This window comes from Streptomyces sp. NPDC053431, assembly GCF_044544925.1.
GTDB lineage: Bacteria > Actinomycetota > Actinomycetes > Streptomycetales > Streptomycetaceae > Streptomyces.
In genome coordinates this window covers 187,102-203,850 of sequence record NZ_JBITXX010000010.1, presented here as the reverse complement: position 1 = coordinate 203,850, position 16,749 = coordinate 187,102, and the positions used below count along the sequence as shown (strand labels likewise).

The 16,749-nt window shown below is 74.5% G+C and carries 16 protein-coding genes; 2 read left to right on the top strand and 14 right to left on the bottom strand.

Features of this window, described 5'->3' with window-relative positions:
• Nucleotides 1-189: 189 nt before the first annotated feature.
• On the bottom strand, nucleotides 190-1,092 hold the full coding sequence (mmuM, locus tag ACIGXE_RS23635; RefSeq protein WP_399750475.1) for a homocysteine S-methyltransferase: 903 nt from the start codon (nucleotides 1,090-1,092) through the stop codon (nucleotides 190-192).
• A gap of 4 nt (nucleotides 1,093-1,096) precedes the next feature.
• On the bottom strand, nucleotides 1,097-2,020 hold the full coding sequence (locus ACIGXE_RS23630; RefSeq protein WP_399750473.1) for an LLM class F420-dependent oxidoreductase: 924 nt from the start codon (nucleotides 2,018-2,020) through the stop codon (nucleotides 1,097-1,099).
• Nucleotides 2,021-2,271: 251 nt separating this feature from the next.
• Here ACIGXE_RS23630 and ACIGXE_RS23625 point away from each other — a divergent pair, with 251 nt between their 5' ends.
• Nucleotides 2,272-2,508, top strand: coding sequence for a hypothetical protein (locus ACIGXE_RS23625; protein ID WP_399750471.1), 237 nt, complete (start codon nucleotides 2,272-2,274; stop codon nucleotides 2,506-2,508).
• A gap of 378 nt (nucleotides 2,509-2,886) precedes the next feature.
• On the opposite strand, the gene ACIGXE_RS23620 is transcribed toward ACIGXE_RS23625, so the two are convergent.
• From ACIGXE_RS23620 to ACIGXE_RS23575, 10 genes are all read right to left on the bottom strand, one after another.
• Nucleotides 2,887-3,396: a DUF6099 family protein gene (locus ACIGXE_RS23620; RefSeq protein WP_399750469.1), complete on the bottom strand. Its 510-nt coding sequence runs from the start codon at nucleotides 3,394-3,396 to the stop codon at nucleotides 2,887-2,889.
• Between the two features lie 126 nt (nucleotides 3,397-3,522).
• The gene (locus ACIGXE_RS23615; protein ID WP_399750467.1) at nucleotides 3,523-3,906 is read right to left on the bottom strand and encodes a nucleotide pyrophosphohydrolase; all 384 of its coding nucleotides are present in this window, start codon (nucleotides 3,904-3,906) and stop codon (nucleotides 3,523-3,525) included.
• The gene (locus ACIGXE_RS23610) at nucleotides 3,893-5,479 is read right to left on the bottom strand and encodes an AAA family ATPase (protein ID WP_399750465.1); all 1,587 of its coding nucleotides are present in this window, start codon (nucleotides 5,477-5,479) and stop codon (nucleotides 3,893-3,895) included. The genes ACIGXE_RS23615 and ACIGXE_RS23610 overlap by 14 nt, the downstream gene beginning before the upstream one ends.
• 55 nt (nucleotides 5,480-5,534) lie before the next feature.
• Nucleotides 5,535-5,957 (bottom strand): cell division protein SepF, encoded by a 423-nt coding sequence (locus ACIGXE_RS23605; RefSeq protein ID WP_399750463.1) that lies wholly within the window; start codon nucleotides 5,955-5,957, stop codon nucleotides 5,535-5,537.
• A 170-nt stretch (nucleotides 5,958-6,127) separates the two neighbouring features.
• Nucleotides 6,128-8,170: a calcium-binding protein gene (locus ACIGXE_RS23600; RefSeq protein WP_399750460.1), complete on the bottom strand. Its 2,043-nt coding sequence runs from the start codon at nucleotides 8,168-8,170 to the stop codon at nucleotides 6,128-6,130.
• Nucleotides 8,171-8,454: 284 nt separating this feature from the next.
• Nucleotides 8,455-9,714: an SLC13 family permease gene (locus ACIGXE_RS23595; RefSeq protein ID WP_399750564.1), complete on the bottom strand. Its 1,260-nt coding sequence runs from the start codon at nucleotides 9,712-9,714 to the stop codon at nucleotides 8,455-8,457.
• Between the two features lie 204 nt (nucleotides 9,715-9,918).
• Entirely contained in the window at nucleotides 9,919-10,779 is an 861-nt protein-coding gene (locus ACIGXE_RS23590) for a ketose-bisphosphate aldolase (protein WP_399750457.1), read from the bottom strand.
• Between the two features lie 9 nt (nucleotides 10,780-10,788).
• Nucleotides 10,789-11,715: a 1-phosphofructokinase family hexose kinase gene (locus ACIGXE_RS23585; protein ID WP_399750455.1), complete on the bottom strand. Its 927-nt coding sequence runs from the start codon at nucleotides 11,713-11,715 to the stop codon at nucleotides 10,789-10,791.
• A complete protein-coding gene (locus tag ACIGXE_RS23580) occupies nucleotides 11,712-12,752 on the bottom strand; it encodes an ROK family protein (RefSeq protein ID WP_399750452.1) in 1,041 nt (346 codons plus the stop codon). Before ACIGXE_RS23580 ends, ACIGXE_RS23585 begins: the two co-directional genes overlap by 4 nt.
• 140 nt (nucleotides 12,753-12,892) lie before the next feature.
• Complete coding sequence (locus ACIGXE_RS23575) at nucleotides 12,893-13,765, bottom strand: SIS domain-containing protein (protein ID WP_399750449.1); 873 nt, start codon at nucleotides 13,763-13,765, stop codon at nucleotides 12,893-12,895.
• 253 nt (nucleotides 13,766-14,018) lie between these two features.
• Here ACIGXE_RS23575 and ACIGXE_RS23570 point away from each other — a divergent pair, with 253 nt between their 5' ends.
• Entirely contained in the window at nucleotides 14,019-14,804 is a 786-nt protein-coding gene (locus tag ACIGXE_RS23570) for a DeoR/GlpR family DNA-binding transcription regulator (protein WP_399750447.1), read from the top strand.
• Nucleotides 14,805-14,845: 41 nt separating this feature from the next.
• Here ACIGXE_RS23570 and ACIGXE_RS23565 read toward each other — a convergent pair whose 3' ends face one another.
• On the bottom strand, nucleotides 14,846-15,733 hold the full coding sequence (locus ACIGXE_RS23565; protein WP_399750444.1) for a carbohydrate ABC transporter permease: 888 nt from the start codon (nucleotides 15,731-15,733) through the stop codon (nucleotides 14,846-14,848).
• Nucleotides 15,730-16,716 (bottom strand): carbohydrate ABC transporter permease, encoded by a 987-nt coding sequence (locus ACIGXE_RS23560; RefSeq protein WP_399750440.1) that lies wholly within the window; start codon nucleotides 16,714-16,716, stop codon nucleotides 15,730-15,732. Before ACIGXE_RS23560 ends, ACIGXE_RS23565 begins: the two co-directional genes overlap by 4 nt.
• Nucleotides 16,717-16,749 lie beyond the last annotated feature (33 nt).

Genomic DNA, 16,749 nt, shown 5'->3' with positions numbered 1-16,749 from the left:
AGCCTAGGGGCCCAAGCCCCAGGGGGAGGACCCAACCGGGGCCGACCCCAACCCAGGGGGGCAAGCCCGGGGCGGACCCGACCCGGGGGGGAACCCACCCGGGGGCTCCTCCCCCCTCCCCCCTCCCCCGCTCCCCTCCGCCCCTCCGCCCCTCCGCCCTGCGCCCCTTGGCTCCTCTCCCCTTCCCCCTCACCCCTCCAGCGTCGTCGCCAGGCCCGCGATCGCGTTCGGCCCCACGCGGCAGCAGCCGCCGATGAGGCGGGCGCCGGAGGTGCGCCAGGTGGTGGTCGTGGCCGGGGTGAAGGTGGCGCCGCCGTGCCAGCCGCGGGCTTCGGCGTCCCAGTGCTCGCCGCTGTTGGGGTAGACGACCACCGGCTTGCCGGTCACCGCGGCGGCGATCTCCGCGGCGGGTCCGACGTCGGCGGGGTCGCAGCAGTTCACGCCGACCGCGACGACCTGGTCGACGCCCGCGACGAGGCCGAAGGCGTCCTCCAGGCGCTGCCCGGCCCGGGTGTGCCGGCCGTCGATCGTGTACGAGAGCCAGACCGGCACCCCGCACCCGTCGACGGCCCGCAGCAGCGCCTCGGCCTCGTCCGCGTCCGGCACCGTCTCCAGCGCCAGGGCGTCGGGCGCGGCCTCCGCCAGGACCTCGACCCGGGGCCGGTGGAAGCGTTCGAGTTCCGCCACCGACAGGCCGTACCGGCCGCGGTACTCGCTGCCGTCCGCCAGCATCGCCCCGTACGGGCCGACGGACGCCGCGACCCAGATCTCCCGCGCCGACCGCTCCCCCGCCGCCCGAGCGAGCTCCACGCTGCGGGTGAGGAGCCGCGCCGCCTCCTCCCGGCCGGTCCCGCGCCGGGCGAAACCCTCGAACGTGGCCTGGTAGCTGGAGGTGATCAGCACCTGCGCTCCCGCGCGCGCATAGGCCGCGTGGGCCGCCTCGATCTGCTCCGGCGCGTCGGCGAGCAACCGCGCCGACCAGAGCGCGTCGGACAGGTCGCAGCCCTGCGCCTCCAACTGGTTGGAAAGCCCGCCGTCGAGGACGAGCACCCCCTCGGCGAGGGCGGCGGCGAGCGAACGGTCGGGTTTCATCGGGTCACCCCAGCTGCGTCTGTACCTGTGCGGAGATCAGCTCCAGGTGGTCCAGATCGTCAAGGTCGAGGACCTGGAGGTAGATCCGGGTGGAGCCCAGGGCACCGTACCTGCCGATCTTGTCCACCACCTCGGCGGGTGAACCCGCCAGGCCGTTCGCCTTGAGCTCGTCCACGTCCCGCCCGATCGCGGCGGCCCTGCGGGCCACCTCCGCGTCGTCGCGGCCGACGCACACCACGAGCGCGTTGGAGTACACCAGCGCGTCGGCCGGCCGCCCGGCCTCCTCCGCCGCCGCCCGTACCCGGGCGAACTGGCGCCCGGTGTCCTCCAGCGAGGCGAACGGGATGTTGAACTCGTCGGCGAACCGCGCCGCCAGCCGGGGCGTGCGGCTCGCGCCGTGCCCGCCGATCAGGACCGGGACCTTCGCCTGGGCCGGCTTGGGCAGCGCGGGCGAGTCGGCCAGCTGGTAGTACCTCCCGTCGTACGAGAACGTCTTGCCCACCTCGGTGTCCCACAGCCCGGTGACGATCTCCAGCTGCTCCTCAAGGCGCCCGAACTTCTCCTTGGGGAACGGGATCCCGTAGGCCCGGTGCTCCTCCTCGAACCAGCCCGCGCCGAGGCCGAGCTCGATCCGCCCGCCCGACATCCGGTCCACCTGGGCCACCTGGATGGCCAGGACCCCCGGCAGCCGGAAGGTGCCCGCGGTCATCAGCGTGCCGAGCCTGATGCGCTTCGTCTCCCTGGCGAGACCCGCCAGCGTGATCCACGCGTCCGTCGGGCCGGGCAGACCGTCGGCCGCTCCCATGCTCAGGTAGTGGTCGGACCGGAAGAAGGCGTCGAAGCCGAGCTCCTCGGTCGCCCTGGCGACCTTGAGCAGCGTGTCGTAGTCGGCCCCTTGCTGGGGCTCCGTGAAGATTCGAAGATCCATACCTCCCATCCTGCACCGCCGGGTGCGTGTCAACCTTTTCGTCAGCGGATGATCTCCTCCGGCACGGTCGGGTGAATATCCACCCCTCTGACGGGCGGCCTCCCGCCGGGCCAGTGACCGGGGCCGGGGAGCCGTCGTTGGCTCGGGCGGAGCCGGACCGCCCGGCCCGCGTGCCGGCGGCCGCTGCCGGTGCGTCGCTCTCTCTTGTGGACCTTCCCCCGCCGGAGGGCCCCCGGGCCGAGGAGGCCGCCATGTCCCAGGAAGCCGCGCCGGAGCAGCCCGTGTCGCCGGTGCCGCCCGTGCAGCCGTCGGCCCGGTCGGTGCCCGAGCAGCAGGGCGGCGGCGCCCCCAAGGGCCTGCTGGAGCAGATGGAGGAGCTGATGGCGGCCCTGACCGCCGACCTCTCGCAGCTCGACGCCGATCTCCAGTCCTCGGCGGACCGCCAGACCACCGCCGCCCCCGACCACCCGGGCCCCGGCCCCGCCTGACGGGCCCAGGCCCGGGCACAGGCACCGCCCACACGAGTCCGGCCACTCGCCGTCGGCGTACCGCGCGGCCCCGTCGCGCAGCCGCCCGGTGGGCGCCGCGGCCTCCCTGCCGGCCCGCCGCACAAGGGCGTCCCGCGCCGGCCCCACGGTCCAGCTGCCGTAGGCCCTGTCGTCGAACTCCCGCCTGCCCCACGACGCCATGCACGCGCTCTCGCCGCACCGGGCACAAGCCCGAGTACGTCCAGTACGAGGCCTCGCGCCCGGCACACCGAGAGCACGCACCTGACGCCGCGGGGCCGCCCTCCGGGCAACGACGGGAGTTCGACGACAGGACCTAGCTCTGCGTCTTCGGACCCGTCCCCTGCCCGTCTTCGTCCTTCAGCCCGGCCCCCCGCCCGGTCCCGCGCGGCCCCGGGCCGGGTCAGGCGGGCGGGCGCGGGCTCGGTCGCGGTCGCGGGCCGCGAGGCGGCGGAGCATGGCGCGGACCCGGTCCCCCGCCTCGTCGGCGGCGTCGATGGCCTCGATGCACTGCCAGTACAGCCCTTCCTCGTCGGTCGCACAGGCCACGCCGACGAGGGCGATGCCCACCTCTCCCAGCAGCGCGCCGAGCGCGGTCAGCGCCGAGCGCGCCTCCGACACGCCCGTGAGCTGCGCGGCCCGCAGTCCGCCGGTGCGCAGGGCGGGGTGGTCGACCACGCCACGCCCGCCGCCTATCTCACTCAGTCCCCGCGCCTCGCTCCTCAGCTCCAACGGCCCACACAGCGCGAGATGACTCCCTATCGCCTGCGCGAGGGCCTGCGCCTGCCAGGCCTCCGCCACGATGTCCAGCGCCGTGCGGCTCTCGGCCAGCGCGTGCCGACCTGTCGCGACGAGTCGCTCCGCTTCCATCAACGCCGCCCCCGTTCTGATGACTTACCGCTCACTCATTCCATTACCCAGCGTGAGGCCGGCTGAGCCCAAACACCAGGGGAATTCGGAAATCTGTGGACAGGAGGCTCGATGGGGAAAACCCGATCACTCCGAAGAGTGACGATCAGGGTCGTCGGAGGGAGTGTCCGGCCCTGCGGACCCGCGCCGCCGGACCGGGAAGCGGAGTTCGTTGCGGTCGATCTTCGCCGAGAGCGCCGTCAGCGGATCGATCCCCAACACCTCGCAGAACTGCAGCAGATAGGCCAGGACGTCCGCGACCTCGTCGGTGACCCGGTGCGCCGTGTCCGGGTCGGTCATCACCCGCCCGGCCTCCTCCGGCGTCAACCACTGGAAGATTTCGAGGAGTTCGGCCGCCTCGACGCTCAGCGCGGCGGCCAGGTTCTTCGGCGTGTGGTACGGCTGCCACTCCCTGGCCGCGGCGAAGTCGGCGAGGCGGCGCTGCAGGCCCGCCACATCATGTTCTGTCACGACCCAGGTCTACCACCGTCACCCCCGGCACATTCGGCGCCGTCGACGCCCCCGGCCACCCCGACCTCCTCGACCTCCCCGAACCGCCCGACGGCCCCGAACTGCCCGACGGCCCTGACGACCCCGACGTCTCCGGCACCTCCCGCACGCTCTCCCCGGCCGCCCCTCCGTCCCCGAGCCGCACGCCCTCCCCCACCGTCGCGAGGAGCCTCAGGTGTCCGCTCGCCCCGATCTCGCCCGCCAGTTCCAGCAGAGCGCGCACCTGGCGGGCGTCCAGGCCGCGGTCCAGGCCGTCCGCGAGGACGGTGAGCGTCTGCATCGCCTGGGGCACCTCCGCCACCGGGTCCATCGCGAGCACCCCGGGTCCGGTCAGCAGGACGAGCCCGAGGGCGAGATAGCGCAGTTCGCCGTCGCCGAGCCGGCCCAGCGGGGTCGCGGCGCGACCGGGACGTTCGAGCACGGCCTGAACGGTGCCGTCCTCCGCCGACTCCCGTAAACCGAGGGCCGTGACCGGCCCCACGCAGCCCGCGCCCGCGAACGCCGCGAGTCGGCTGTGCCGCCGCGGGCACTCGGTGGCCGTACGGTGCAGCACCTCGGCGAGGTTGCGGCAGTCGCGCCGCAGTCGCCCCTCGCCCACCGGCACCGCCGCCCGCATGCGCCGCGGTCGGGGGTCGCACGGGAACACCGAGCGCAGCCCCACCACCACCTGCTCCGCCGCGGCGAGCACGTCCCGCTGCCCGGGCGTCTTCCCCGCGACACGCAGCGGCAGCAGCGCCGTGCCGAGCAGGTCGTCGGGGAACGGGGCCCGGGTGACCGGCGTGCTGCCCGCCGTGTGCCACTCCGCCTGGACGGTGCCACGGCCGGGGTCCCGCAGCGCGGTGGCGAGGAGGGTGCGGCCGTCGGGTCCGGTGAGCCGTTCGCCGACGATCCTCAGGGACGGTTCGGCCTGTACGGCCACGTCGAGATGGACGGGCCCCACCGGGCCGTCGACCGTGCACCCGATCCGGAACCCCCGCCGCCCCTGCGCGTCGGGCCGCGCCCACTCCGGTACGCGGTCGGCGGCGTCCGGCAACGCCTCGGCGAGCCCGGCCCCCGAGCCGAGCGTCGCCAGCACCTCGTACGCGCGCAGCACCGTCGACTTGCCGCTGCCGCTCGGCCCCCTGACCAGCGTCACGGGCCCGAGCGGCAGCACGGTCCCGCGCAGCGCCCCGAAGGCGGAGAGCCGCAACTCCGTGACGGCGGGCCGGACGACCGCCGCCCCGCTCGCCCGCTCCGTGAACGTGAACGGCGGCGCGGGCGCCGGTCCGAGCGCGCCTGCGCCTGCGGGTCCGAGCGCGGGCGCGAGCACCGGCGCGGAGCCCGACGCCGGCTCCGACACCGACGCAGGCGGACCCGCAGGCGGACCCGCAGGCGCACGCGCAGGCGCAGGCGCGGTGGCGTGACCGGAAGGAGCGAGGGGGCCGCGGGCGCGCCCCTGCGAGGGGACGTGCGTCCGGCCGGGCGCCGGGTCGGCCAGGAGGCCGGCCGACGGGGTCTGCGTACGGTCGGGGGCGGTGCCGCCGGTGGTGGTCATGATCGGACGGTACGCAGCCGCCCGAACGCCGAACCGTTACGTCTGAACGACCTTCCTACGAACGGGGGATCGCGCCCTCGTCCGCGTCCTCCGCGCCCTCGTCCTCGACGCCCTCCACCTCCGTACCGGCCGGGGCCAGCAGGAACACGTTGCGGTCGACGCGGTGCATGCCGCTGCCGAGACCGAAGACGACGCCGCTGCTGAAGTCGAGGATGCGCTTGGCGACCTCGGTGTCGGCGCTCGTGAGGTCGAGGAGCACGGGGATCTGGGCGATGAGGTACTCGGCGACCTCGCGGGCGTCGGCGAAGACCTGGACGCGCAGCACGACCATGCGGCGCTGTTCGGCGGTCTCGTACTGCTCGGGGATGGTGCGGTGGTCAACCCTGGACGGCCATTCGTCACGGCCGCGCAGAGGAACGACCTGGGCCAGGCCCTCCCACTGCTCGTCGGTGACGTCGTACCTCTCGTACCTACTCATGCGCCCATCCTCCCGTTACTCACCCGTTCGGCCCAACACCGACACGAACCGAGTGCCCCGGCCGTCGACGGAGGACGTAGGACATGAGCGCGCCCACCTCCGAGCGTGCCGAGCACGGCCGGAGGTGGGCGCGGGAGCGGGCGGCGGAAGGCGCCGCGACGGGAAGGGGGTCAGGGGCAGCTGATGCGGATGTCTCCCGGGTCCGTGGTGCAGGTGTCCGTCCCGTAGCCGCCGTTGGCGGTGTCGTTGCCGGAGACGCCGTCGGTGGTGGTGAGACGGTCGTTGCCGTAGTAGCCGGTCAGGGTGTCGTTACCGGTGTCGCCGATCAGCGTGTCGTCGTTGTAGCCGCCGTCGATGTTGTCGTTTCCGTAGCCGCCGTGGACGGTGTCGTTGCCGTATCCCGCGCGGATGGTGTCGTCGCCGCCGAGGCCGCAGATGACGTCGGCGCCGTAGGTGCCGGTCAGGGTGTCCGCGCCGCTGGTGCCGATGATCGTGCAGCCGCGGGAGTTGTTCACCGTGGTGTTCCAGGTGGTGCTGTTGTTGCTGGTCATGGTGTCCTGCTGGGCGGCGCTGACGGACGCCGTGTCGGTGAGGGTGCCGCCGACGCGGGGTTCGACGACGACCGTGACGGTCGCCGAGGCGCCCGGGACGAGGGAGCCGAGGGAACAGCCGGCGCCGGTCGCGGTGGTGGTGCAGCTGCCCTGCGTCGGCGTGGCCGAGACGAGGGTGGCACCGGCCCCGGAGACCGTGTCGGTGAGCGTGACGCCGGTCGCGGTGGCGGTGGAGCCCGTCGAGTTGGTCACCTTCACCGTGTACGTGGCGCGGTCGCCGATGCTCACGGTGCTCGTGCCGCTCTTCGTCACCGACAGATCGGCGTACGGGGTGGACGGGGGCGGGCCGTCGCCGCCCTGGTAGCGGGCCAGGGCGAACGCGTAACCCGCTCCGACGCCGGCGGCGACGATCTTGCCGTCCGGCTGTACGAGCACGCCGCGGGCCTCGTCCCAGTCGTTGAAGCCGGTGACGACGAAGCCGTCGCCGCCGAAGCCGGTGTCCGTGGTGCCGTTGGTGTTGAAGCGGGCGATGCCGAAGTCGTTGGCCTCGCTGCTGTTGGGGTCGTCGGCGCGTCCGGCTACGACGATCTTCCCGTTGGTCTGGAGCGCCATGGCGTACGGGAAGCCGCTGTCGCCGGGGAAGTTGACCGAGGTACGGCCGCCGGAGCCGAAGCCGGTGTCGAGGGCGCCGTCGCTGTTGTAGCGGACGAGCGCGAAGCCGAGGCCGCCGGAGCCCGCGGCGACGATCTTGCCGTCGGACTGCACGGCCACGGCGTTGCCGAACTCGGTGCCGCCGAAGTCCGCGGTCACCATGCCGTCGCCGCTGAACGTGCCGTCGAGGGTGCCGTTGGTGTTGTAGCGGGCCACGCCGATGTCGAAGGCGGTGTTGCCGACGTAGCCGACCACCACGATCTTTCCGTCGGACTGGAGCGCCATGCCGCGGGCGATGCCACCGGCGTCCTGGGGCGAACCGGGCGTGAAGCCGGCGACGACGGCGCCGTCACCGCCGAGGGTGGGGTCGAGGCTGCCGGTGGTGGTGAGGCGGACGAGCGCGAATCCGCCGCCGCTTCCCTTGCCGGCCGCGATGATCCTGCCGTCCGACTGCACGGCGACGTCCGCGCCGTCGGCGGACCCGCCGAACTCCTGGACCCGCACCAGGCCGCCCTCACCGAAGCCGGTGTCGAGGCTGCCGTTGGCGTTGTAACGGGCCACGGAGAAGAAGCAGCAGCCGCCCTCGTCGCCCAGCACCTCGGTGGTGCCCGCGACGACGATCTTGCCGTCCTGCTGGATCGCGACCGCGTTGGCGGTGTGGCTGCCGCCGCCGAAGTCGCTGGTCGCCGTGCCGTCCCCGTCGAAGCCGGGGTCGAGGCTGCCGTCCGGGTTGTAGCGGGCGAGCGTGAAGCCGCCCTCGCTCACGCCCGCCACGACCAGCTTGCCGTCGCCCTGCCGCGCGATGTCGTGGCCTTCCGCGTAGCCGGTGATCGGCGTGACCACCCGCCCGCCGAGCCCGAACGTCGGATCCAGGTCGCCGGGGGCTGCCATCGCGGTACCGGGCGTCACGAGCGCGAACGAGAGGCCGAGCGCGAGCCCGAGCGCGGCCAGCACCCCGCGCGCCGGTCTGCGCCGCCGTCCCGCCGGCCTGAGGTGTGCGTGGGGGGTCATAGGCGAACGAACCTCCGTCTTCGCGAGCTGAGCAACCGAACCAGCGCGCACAGCTTCCAGCCCGCGCACCGCCCCACCCCGGCGGGCCGTGCCGCACTGCGCCCACTGGCCCCGGGGAACCACCCCGGAGAGGGAGCCCCGGCCGAGAGGGCGTCAGGTCAGGGGCCGAGGGTCAGGAGCCGAGGGTCCGGAGCCGAGCGTCAGGAGCCGAGGGGCAAGGGCCGCGGGTCAAGGGCCGCGGGTCAGGAGCCGAGCGTCAGGAGCCGAGCGTCAGGAGCCGAGCGTCAGGGGCCGAGGGTCCGGAGCGAGAGCCAGAGGGCGGCGGTGGAGGCGAGCAGGGCGGCGGGGACCGTGAACAGGCCGAGGAGGGTGAACTCCTTCAGGGCGATCTCGTGCTCGTGACGGTGGGCGATGCGCCGCCACAGCAGGGTCGCCAGGGAGCCGGCGTAGGTGAGGTTGGGGCCGATGTTGACGCCCAGCAGGACGGCCAGGACCGCGCCCGGTCCGGAGGGCGCGGCGAGCGGGACGAGGGCGAGGACGGCGGGCAGGTTGTTGATCAGGTTCGCGAGCAGGGCGGCCAGCGCGGCGGTCCCGAGGAGAGCGGGCAGGGAGGTGCCGTCGGGCACCAGGCGGCCGAGGCCCTGGCCGAGTCCGTTGTCGACCACGGCCCGTACGACGACGCCGAGGGCGAGCACGAAGGCGAGGAACGGCACGGCGGCCGAGCGGACGACCGCGGCCGGGGTGGTGTGCCGCCGGGCCAGCGCCCGTACGGCGAGCACCGTCGCGCCGGCGGCCGCCACCCAGGCCGGGTCGACGCCGAGCGCGGACGCCACCGCGAAACCGGCCAGGGTCGCGGCCACGGTGACGAGCGCGAACAGCGGCAGCTCCGGGGGCTCCTCCGGATCCGTCGGCGCGGTCGGGGTGTCGAGGTCGGCGGCGAAGAAGCGGCGGAAGACGGCGTACTCGACGGCGACGGCCACGATCCACGGCAGCGTCATGAGCAGCGCGAAACGGGTGAAGGTCAGCCCGGCGGCGGCGAAGGCGAGCAGGTTCGTCAGGTTCGACACCGGCAGGAGCAGTGAGGCCGTGTTCGACAGGTGGGCGCTCGCGTAGACGTGCGGCTTGGGCCGGGCGCCCATCCGGGCGGCGGTGGCGAAGACCACCGGGGTCAGCAGCACGACGGTGGCGTCGAGACTCAGCGCGGCCGTGATCGCGGACGCCAGCGCGAAGACCGCTCCGAGCAGGCGCCGCGGCCGCCGGTGGGCCCAGCGCGCCATCCACGTCCCGCAGGCGTGGAAGAGACCCTCGTCGTCGCAGAGCTTGGCGAGCACCAGCACCGCGGCGAGGAAGCCGATGACGGGGCCGAGCCGGGCGGCCTCCTCCCGTACGGCCGCGAGCGGGATCGCCCCGGCGGCCACCACGACCGCGGCGGCGGGCACGGCGAAGGCCGCCTCGGGCAGGCGGAACGGGCGGACGACGGCACACACCAGCACCACGACCAGCGCGGCGACGGACAGGAACGAGAGGAGCACGCCCTCGATCATCCCGACCGGGCCCACGCCCCGATCCGGCGCCCCCCTCTGCTCCCCTCGCCCCCTCTCCCTCCCTCCGCTCCCCTCGGCCCCGCCTCTCCTCCCCTCGCCCCGCCTCTCCTCCCCTCGGCCCCCTCTGCTCCCCTCCGCCCCACCTCCCTCCCCTCCGCTCCCCTCCGCTCCCCTCCGCCCCGCACCCCCTCCGCCCGCACCGCGTCAGTGCGTCGGCACCATGGACGCGGCCGGGGCCTTGAGCACGCCGAGCAGCCGTGTCACCTCGGCGGCCATCGCCGTCCGTCCCGCGCCGAGGTAGCGGCGGGTGTCGACCAGCGCCGGGTCGCCGTCGAGCACCTCCCGCGCGGCCGTGGTGAAGACCCGGTTGAGGTGCGTGGCGAGGTTGACCTTGGTCATGCCGTGCTCGACCGCGGCGGTCAGCTCGTCGTCGGCGACACCCGAGGAGCCGTGCAGGACCAGCGGTACGGGGACGGCCGCACGCAGCGCCCGGATCAGGGCGAAGTCCAGTGCCGCGTCCCGGGTGAGCATCGCGTGGGAGGTGCCCACGGCCACCGCGAGCGCGTCCACTCCCGTGGCGGCGACGAACGCGGCGGCCTCCCCGGGGTCGGTGCGGGCGCCGGGGGCGTGGACTCCGTCCTTGCCGCCGACCTCGCCGAGTTCGGCCTCCACCCAGACCCCGGCCGCGTGGCAGTGGGCGGTGATGGCCCCGGTGGCGCGGAGGTTCTCCCCGTACGGGAGGACGGAGGCGTCGTACATGACCGAGGTGAAGCCGAGCTCCACGGCCTCGTGCACCAGAGCGTCGGAGGTCGCGTGGTCGAGGTGGACCGCGACCGGGACCCGGGCGGCGCGGGCCACGGCCAGGGTGGCCGGGCCGACGGCGTGGAGACCGCCGTGGTAGCGGGCCGCGTTCTCGCTGATCTGGAGGATCACCGGTGCGTCGGCCGCCTCCGCGCCGGCCACGATCGCCTGGGCGTGTTCGAGCTGGATGACGTTGAAGGCGCCCACACCGTGTCCGGCGTGCGCGGCGGGGGCGACGATGTCCCCGGTACGGGCGAGAGGCATGGCGGTTCCTTACGCGAGGGGCGGGAGGGGACGGACGTCCACGGCGCCGCACAGGCGCTGGTGGACGGTGGGGTCGAAGGAGCCGGCCAGCGGCGCGGCGACGGCGGCGGCCGACAGCGCCACCGCCTCGGCGAGCCGCCGCGGCCAGGAGACACCGGCCACCAGACCCCGGGCCAGGGCCGCGACGGCCGCGTCCCCGGCGCCGGTCGGGTTGCCACGCAGCCGCTCGGGCGGCACGGCCCGCCAGGCGCCGGACGGGGTCACCGCGAGGAGGCCGTCCGGGCCGAGGGAGGCGACCACCGCTTCGGCGCCGGCGGCGCGCAGGGTCTCCGCCGCCCGCCGCGGGTCCGACTCGCCGGTGGCCTCGGCCAGTTCGTCCGCGTTCGGCTTGACGAGGGCGGGGCCGGCGGGAAGGGCGGCGCGGAGTGCCGGGCCGCTCGTGTCGAGGAGCGCCGGGACGCCCCGGGCCCGGGCGGCGCGGACGAGTGTGGCGTACGCGTCCGCGGGGAGGCCGGGCGGGAGGCTGCCGGAGAGCACGACGGCCGCGGCCCCGTCGACGCACGCGGCGAAGTCGGCGAGGAAGCCGTGCCACTCCTCCGGCTGGACGACGGGGCCCGGTTCGAGGAGCGTCGTCGTGTCGCCGGTGTGCTCGTCCACCACGGCCACCGTGCGGCGGGTCTCGCCCCCGGTGGGCGTGAGGCGCTCCGGCAGTTCCGCCCGGCAGAGTTCACGGCGCACCGCCTCACCGGTCGGACCGCCGGCCAGGCCGGTGACGAGCGTGGGCAGGCCCAGGGTGTGCAGGACGCGCGACACGTTGATGCCCTTGCCGCCCGCCCGGGCGCCGACGCCGTGGACGCGGTGCGCGGAGTGGGGGCGGAGGCGGTCGACGCGGTGGGTGATGTCGAGGGCCGCGTTGAGGGTGACGGTGACGATCACGGGCGTCCCCCGGCCTGTTCGAGGAGGTCGTGCGCCAGCAGCGCCGCGCCCATGCAGCCCGCCCGGTCCCCGAGCCGGGCCTCGGTCACCTGCGGGACGGCCTGGAAGGTCAGCCGCCGGGCGAGGGCGTCGCGCACCGGCGCCAGGTAGGCCTCGCCCGCGCGGGCCAGTCCGCCGCCGAGGACGACGCGTTCGGGGTCGTACAGCGTGACCGCGATCGCCAGGGCGTCGGCGAACGCCTCGATCGCCTCGGTCCAGATCCCGGCGGCCACCGCGTCGCCCGCGTCGGCGCGGTGCCGGACCTCGCGGGCGGTGATGCCGTGCCAGCCGGCGGCGCGGGCGTAGCGGCGGGCGACGGCCGCGGCCGACGCCACGGTCTCCAGGCAGCCGCGCCCTCCGCAGTGGCAGCGGGCGCCGCCGGGCCGCACGACCACGTGCCCGAGTTCGCCGGCCCGGCCGTGCGCGCCGGTGAGCGGGCGGCCCCGGCTGAAGGCGGCCGCGGCAATGCCCGTACCGATCGGCACGAAGAGGAAGTCGGCGCAGCCGCGGCCCGCGCCGAGGCGCGCCTCGGCCAGTCCGCCGGCGCGGACGTCGTGGCCGAACGCGACGGGCAGGTCGAGGTGTTCGGCGAGCCAGTCCTGGACGGGCACGCCGCGCCAGCCGAGGTTGGCGGCGAGCACCGCCAGTCCGGACTCCTCGTCGACGATGCCGGGGACGACGACTCCGGCCGCCTCCGCGCCGGGGCAGCGTTCCAGGAGTTCCGCGGCACAGCCGAGGACGGTCTCCAGGACCGCCTCGGGGCCGCGGTCGGCGCGCGTGTACCAGCGGTCGGTGTGCTCCAGGGTGGGGGCGCCGCCGGTGAGGGCGCCGCCCTTGATGTAGGTGCCGCCGACGTCCAGCGCGATGACCGTCCGGCCGGCGGCGGCCGGCGCGACGGCCGGGCGCGCGACGGCCGCCCTGGCGGGGCCCGTGACGCCAAGGGAGCTTGTGGTGCCCGTGGTGCTCGCCGCACTCCCCATGCCCGCGGCCGACGTCACGGCCCTGCCCACGGCTGGGGTTACGGCCCCGCCCCCGGCCGGGGTTACGGCCCCGCCCCCGGCCGGGGTCACGGCCCTGGTCAAGGCCGTCCGCACGGCCGGGTCCACGGCCCGGCTCACGGCCCCCCTCATGGCCGGGGTCATGAGCCCGTGAGGACGATCGAGCGGGTGAGGTTGCGCGGCTGGTCCGGGTCCAGGCCGCGGCGCTCGGCGAGGGCGACCGCCAGGCGCTGCGCGCGGATCAGGTCGGCGAGCGGGTCGCCGGGCGAGGTCGTGAGGTACGCGCCGGTCGCGCGGACCTGGTCGGCCAGGCCGGCGGGCGGCTCGCCGAAGAACCACACGACCGTGCCGGGGCCGCTCACGCTGATGGGGCCGTGCCGGTACTCCATCGCCGGGTACGACTCCGTCCACGATCCGGAGGCCTCGCGCAGCTTCAGCGCCGCCTCGTGCGCCAGGCCGGTGGTCCAGCCGGTGCCGAGGAACGTGAACTGGCCGGCGCTCAGGATCTCGTCGGGCAGCCGGGCCGCCAGGGCGTGGGTGGCCTGCCGCGGGAGGTCCGCCGGCACCGGCCCGAGGCTCCCCCGCAGGAGCACCAGCGCGGTCGTGGCGAAACGGGTCTGCACGACCGAGCGTTCGTCGGCGAAGGACAGGTCCACGACGGTGTCGGCGGCGTCCTTGATCGGCGTGTCGAGGTCGCCGGTCAGCGCCACCGTCGCGGTGTCGCCGGCCCGTTCGAGGGCGTCCAGGACCTCGGTCGTGGTGCCGGAGCGGCTGATGGCCACGACGCGGTCGTAGCGGCGCGCGGCCGGGAAGTCGGAGGCGGCGAACGCGTCCGTCTCACCGAGCCCGGCGCCCTCGCGCAGTGCCGCGTAGGCCTGCGCCATGTACAGCGAGGTGCCGCAGCCCACGACCGCCACCCGCTCGCCCGTCTCCGGCAGACCGGCCGGGCGGACTTCCAGCGCACGACGCCAGCACGAGGGCTGGTCGGCTATTTCCACGTCGACGTGACTCACGGGGGCCTCCCAGAAGGCGCGACGGCCGGTCCGAGCCAGCCGCATGATTGAAGATGATTCGTTTATAGCTGCTGCACTCAACTTCGAGCAACCATGCGCACGGTTGATCACAGAATCGGGGAACCGGGTTACCCTCGGCTCCTGGATGTCGCGAGACGAGGTCACGACCGACGTGCGCGACGTCATGAGCAGAGTCGTGAGCGATGTCGTGAAGCGGCGTCACCAGCGATGTCATGAGGCGAGGAGAACGGCGATGGGCACGCACGAGCGGTGGACGCGACTGCTCGAGGCGCTGGGCGAGCGCGGCAGCATCGAGGTCGGCGAGGCCGCGGAACTGCTGGACGTCTCCCCCGCCACCGTCCGTCGCGACCTCGAGGAGCTGGCCCGCCAGCAGCTGCTCACCCGCACCCGCGGCGGCGCCGTGCTGAGCGGGGTCACCTACGACCTGCCGCTGCGCTACAAGACGGCGCGCAAGGCCGACGAGAAGCAGCGCATCGCCCGCGCCGCCGCCGCGCTCATCCCGCCCGGCGCCGTCGTCGGGCTCAACGGCGGCACCACCACCTCCGAGGTGGCCCGCGAGCTGGCGACCCGCGCCGACCTGGCCGAGCACGGCGGGTCCATCGCGCTGACGATCGTCACCAACGCCGTGAACATCGCCAACGAGCTGGCGGTCCGCCCGTACGTGAAGACCGTGGTGACGGGCGGGGTCGCCCGCCCCCAGTCGTACGAACTGACCGGCCCGCTGGCGACGGCGGTGCTCCAGGGCCTCTCGCTCGACTACGCCGTCCTCGGCGTCAACGCCGTCGACCCGCGGTTCGGCGCCGCCACCCATGACGAGGGGGAGGCCAGCGCCAACCGCGCCATGGCCGAGCGGGCGGAGAAGGTGATCGTGGTCGCCGACTCCACCAAGCTCGGCCAGCGCGCGTTCGCCCGGGTCTGCACGATCCCCGAGATCGACGTGCTCGTCACCGACCACGACGCCCCGGACGAGCTGGTCGAGCAGCTCACGGCCCAGGGCGTCGACGTCCACTGCGTCTAGGACGCGGTGGACGCCGGGGACGAACACCGGCCGGAGCGGCCCTACTTGACCGAGCCGGCCGTCAGTCCGGACACCACCTGGCGCTCGATGACCGCGAACAGCGCGATCACCGGCACGATGGCCACCAGCGACGCGGCGAACACCTGGTTCCACTGCACGCTGTAGGCCCCGATCATGTTGTTGATGCCGACGGTCAGGGGCTGCCGCTCGGGTGAGGTGGTGAGCGTCAGGCCCATGACGAACTCGTTCCACGCCGCGATGAAGGTGAAGATCACGGCGGTGACGATGCCGGGCATGGCGAGCGGCAGGGTCACCCGGAAGAGCGCGCGGGCCCGGCCGCAGCCGTCCGTCATCGCCGCCTCCTCCAGCTCCACCGGGATCGAGCCGATGTAGGCGCTGATGATCCAGATCGCGAAGGCCAGGTTGAAGGCGGCGTTGGCCACCATGAGCACGGTCGTCGTGTCCAGCAGACCGAGCGCGTGGAACTCCCGGTAGAGGCCCACCTGCAGGGCCGTCGGCTGGAACATCTGCGTGACCAGGACGAGCAGCAGGAAGGCGCCGCGCCCGCGGAAGCGGACCCGTGCCGTGCAGCACGCGGCGGGCAGCGCCACGAGCAGCACGAGAAGTGTCGAACCGGCCGCGATCAGCAGCGTGTTGGACAGGTTCTGGCCGAGCGTGGTCTCGCTCCAGACGCGGGTGAACGCGGACCAGTCGAAGCGGGACGGCAGATAGGCGTTGTCGCGCAGCTCGTCGGCCGGCCGCCCGGCCGTGATCACCATCTGGACGTACGGCAGCAGGAAGAGCGCGGCCAGCGCCCAGGCCGTGACGGTGAGCAGCACCGTTCTCGTACGAGGGCGGGGGCGCGGACGAGGGCGGCGGCGCGGGCGCGGACCGGGGCCCGGGCGGGTGCCAAGGGTCGCGGTGCTCATCGGTCCGCCTCCTTCCAGCCGCTGACCTTGAGGAAGATCAGGACCATGACGACGACGGCGGCGAAGTTGACCACCGAGAGGGCGGCCGACTCGGCCACGTCGTAACTGCGCAGCATGTACATGAAGACCGTGGTGGTCGCGGTGTCGGCGTCGGGGCCGCCCTGGGTCATGCCCCAGATGACCGGGAACGAGTTGAAGACGTTGATCAGGTTGATCACCAGGGCGACGAGGAATGCCGGCCGGAGCAGGGGCAGGGTGATCCGGAGGTACGTCTGCGGGCGCGAGGCGCCGTCGACGCGGGCCGCCTCGTACACCTCGGCGGGCACGGTCTGGAGCCCGGCGAGCAGCGTGTACGTGGTGAAGGGGAGGGACACGAAGACGGCGACGGCGATCAGCCACGGCTTGGCGTGCGCGGCGTCGCCGGTCCACGCCTCGGCCGCGTCGATCAGGCCGAGGTCGAGGAGGATCCGGTTGAGGACGCCGGCCACCTGGTCGAGCATCCAGCGGAAGCCGATGGCGGTCATCAGGACGGAGGCCGCCCAGGGCGCGACGAGGGCCCAGCGGGTGATGCGGCGGCCGGGGAAGCGCTGGTCGAACAGCTGGGCCAGGGCCAGCGAGATCAGCATGGTCAGCGCGACGACGACGACCGTCCACACCGCCGTCCAGACCAGGACGTCGGGGAGCCGGGGGTCGGCGAACAGCTTGCGGTACTTGTCGAGCCCGGCCGGCCCCAGGTCGACGCCCGAGGTGTCGATCCTCCGCAGCGAGGTGCGGACCATCTCGACGACCGGCCAGACGACGACGGCCAGGATGAGCAGGACGGAGGGGGCGATCCAGGGCAGGGCGCCGAGGCGCCGGAACCAGGAGTGGGGCCGGGACCCGGCCGGCCGGTCAGGGCGGCGCCGGCCGGGTCCCGGGGCTGCGGGCCGGCGGGCCGCGGGGGCCCGTCGGCCGGCGCTTCGGGGGGTGGTGCTGGTGGTCACGTGGGTTCTCGTCTCGGACGTCCGGTCGCGGTC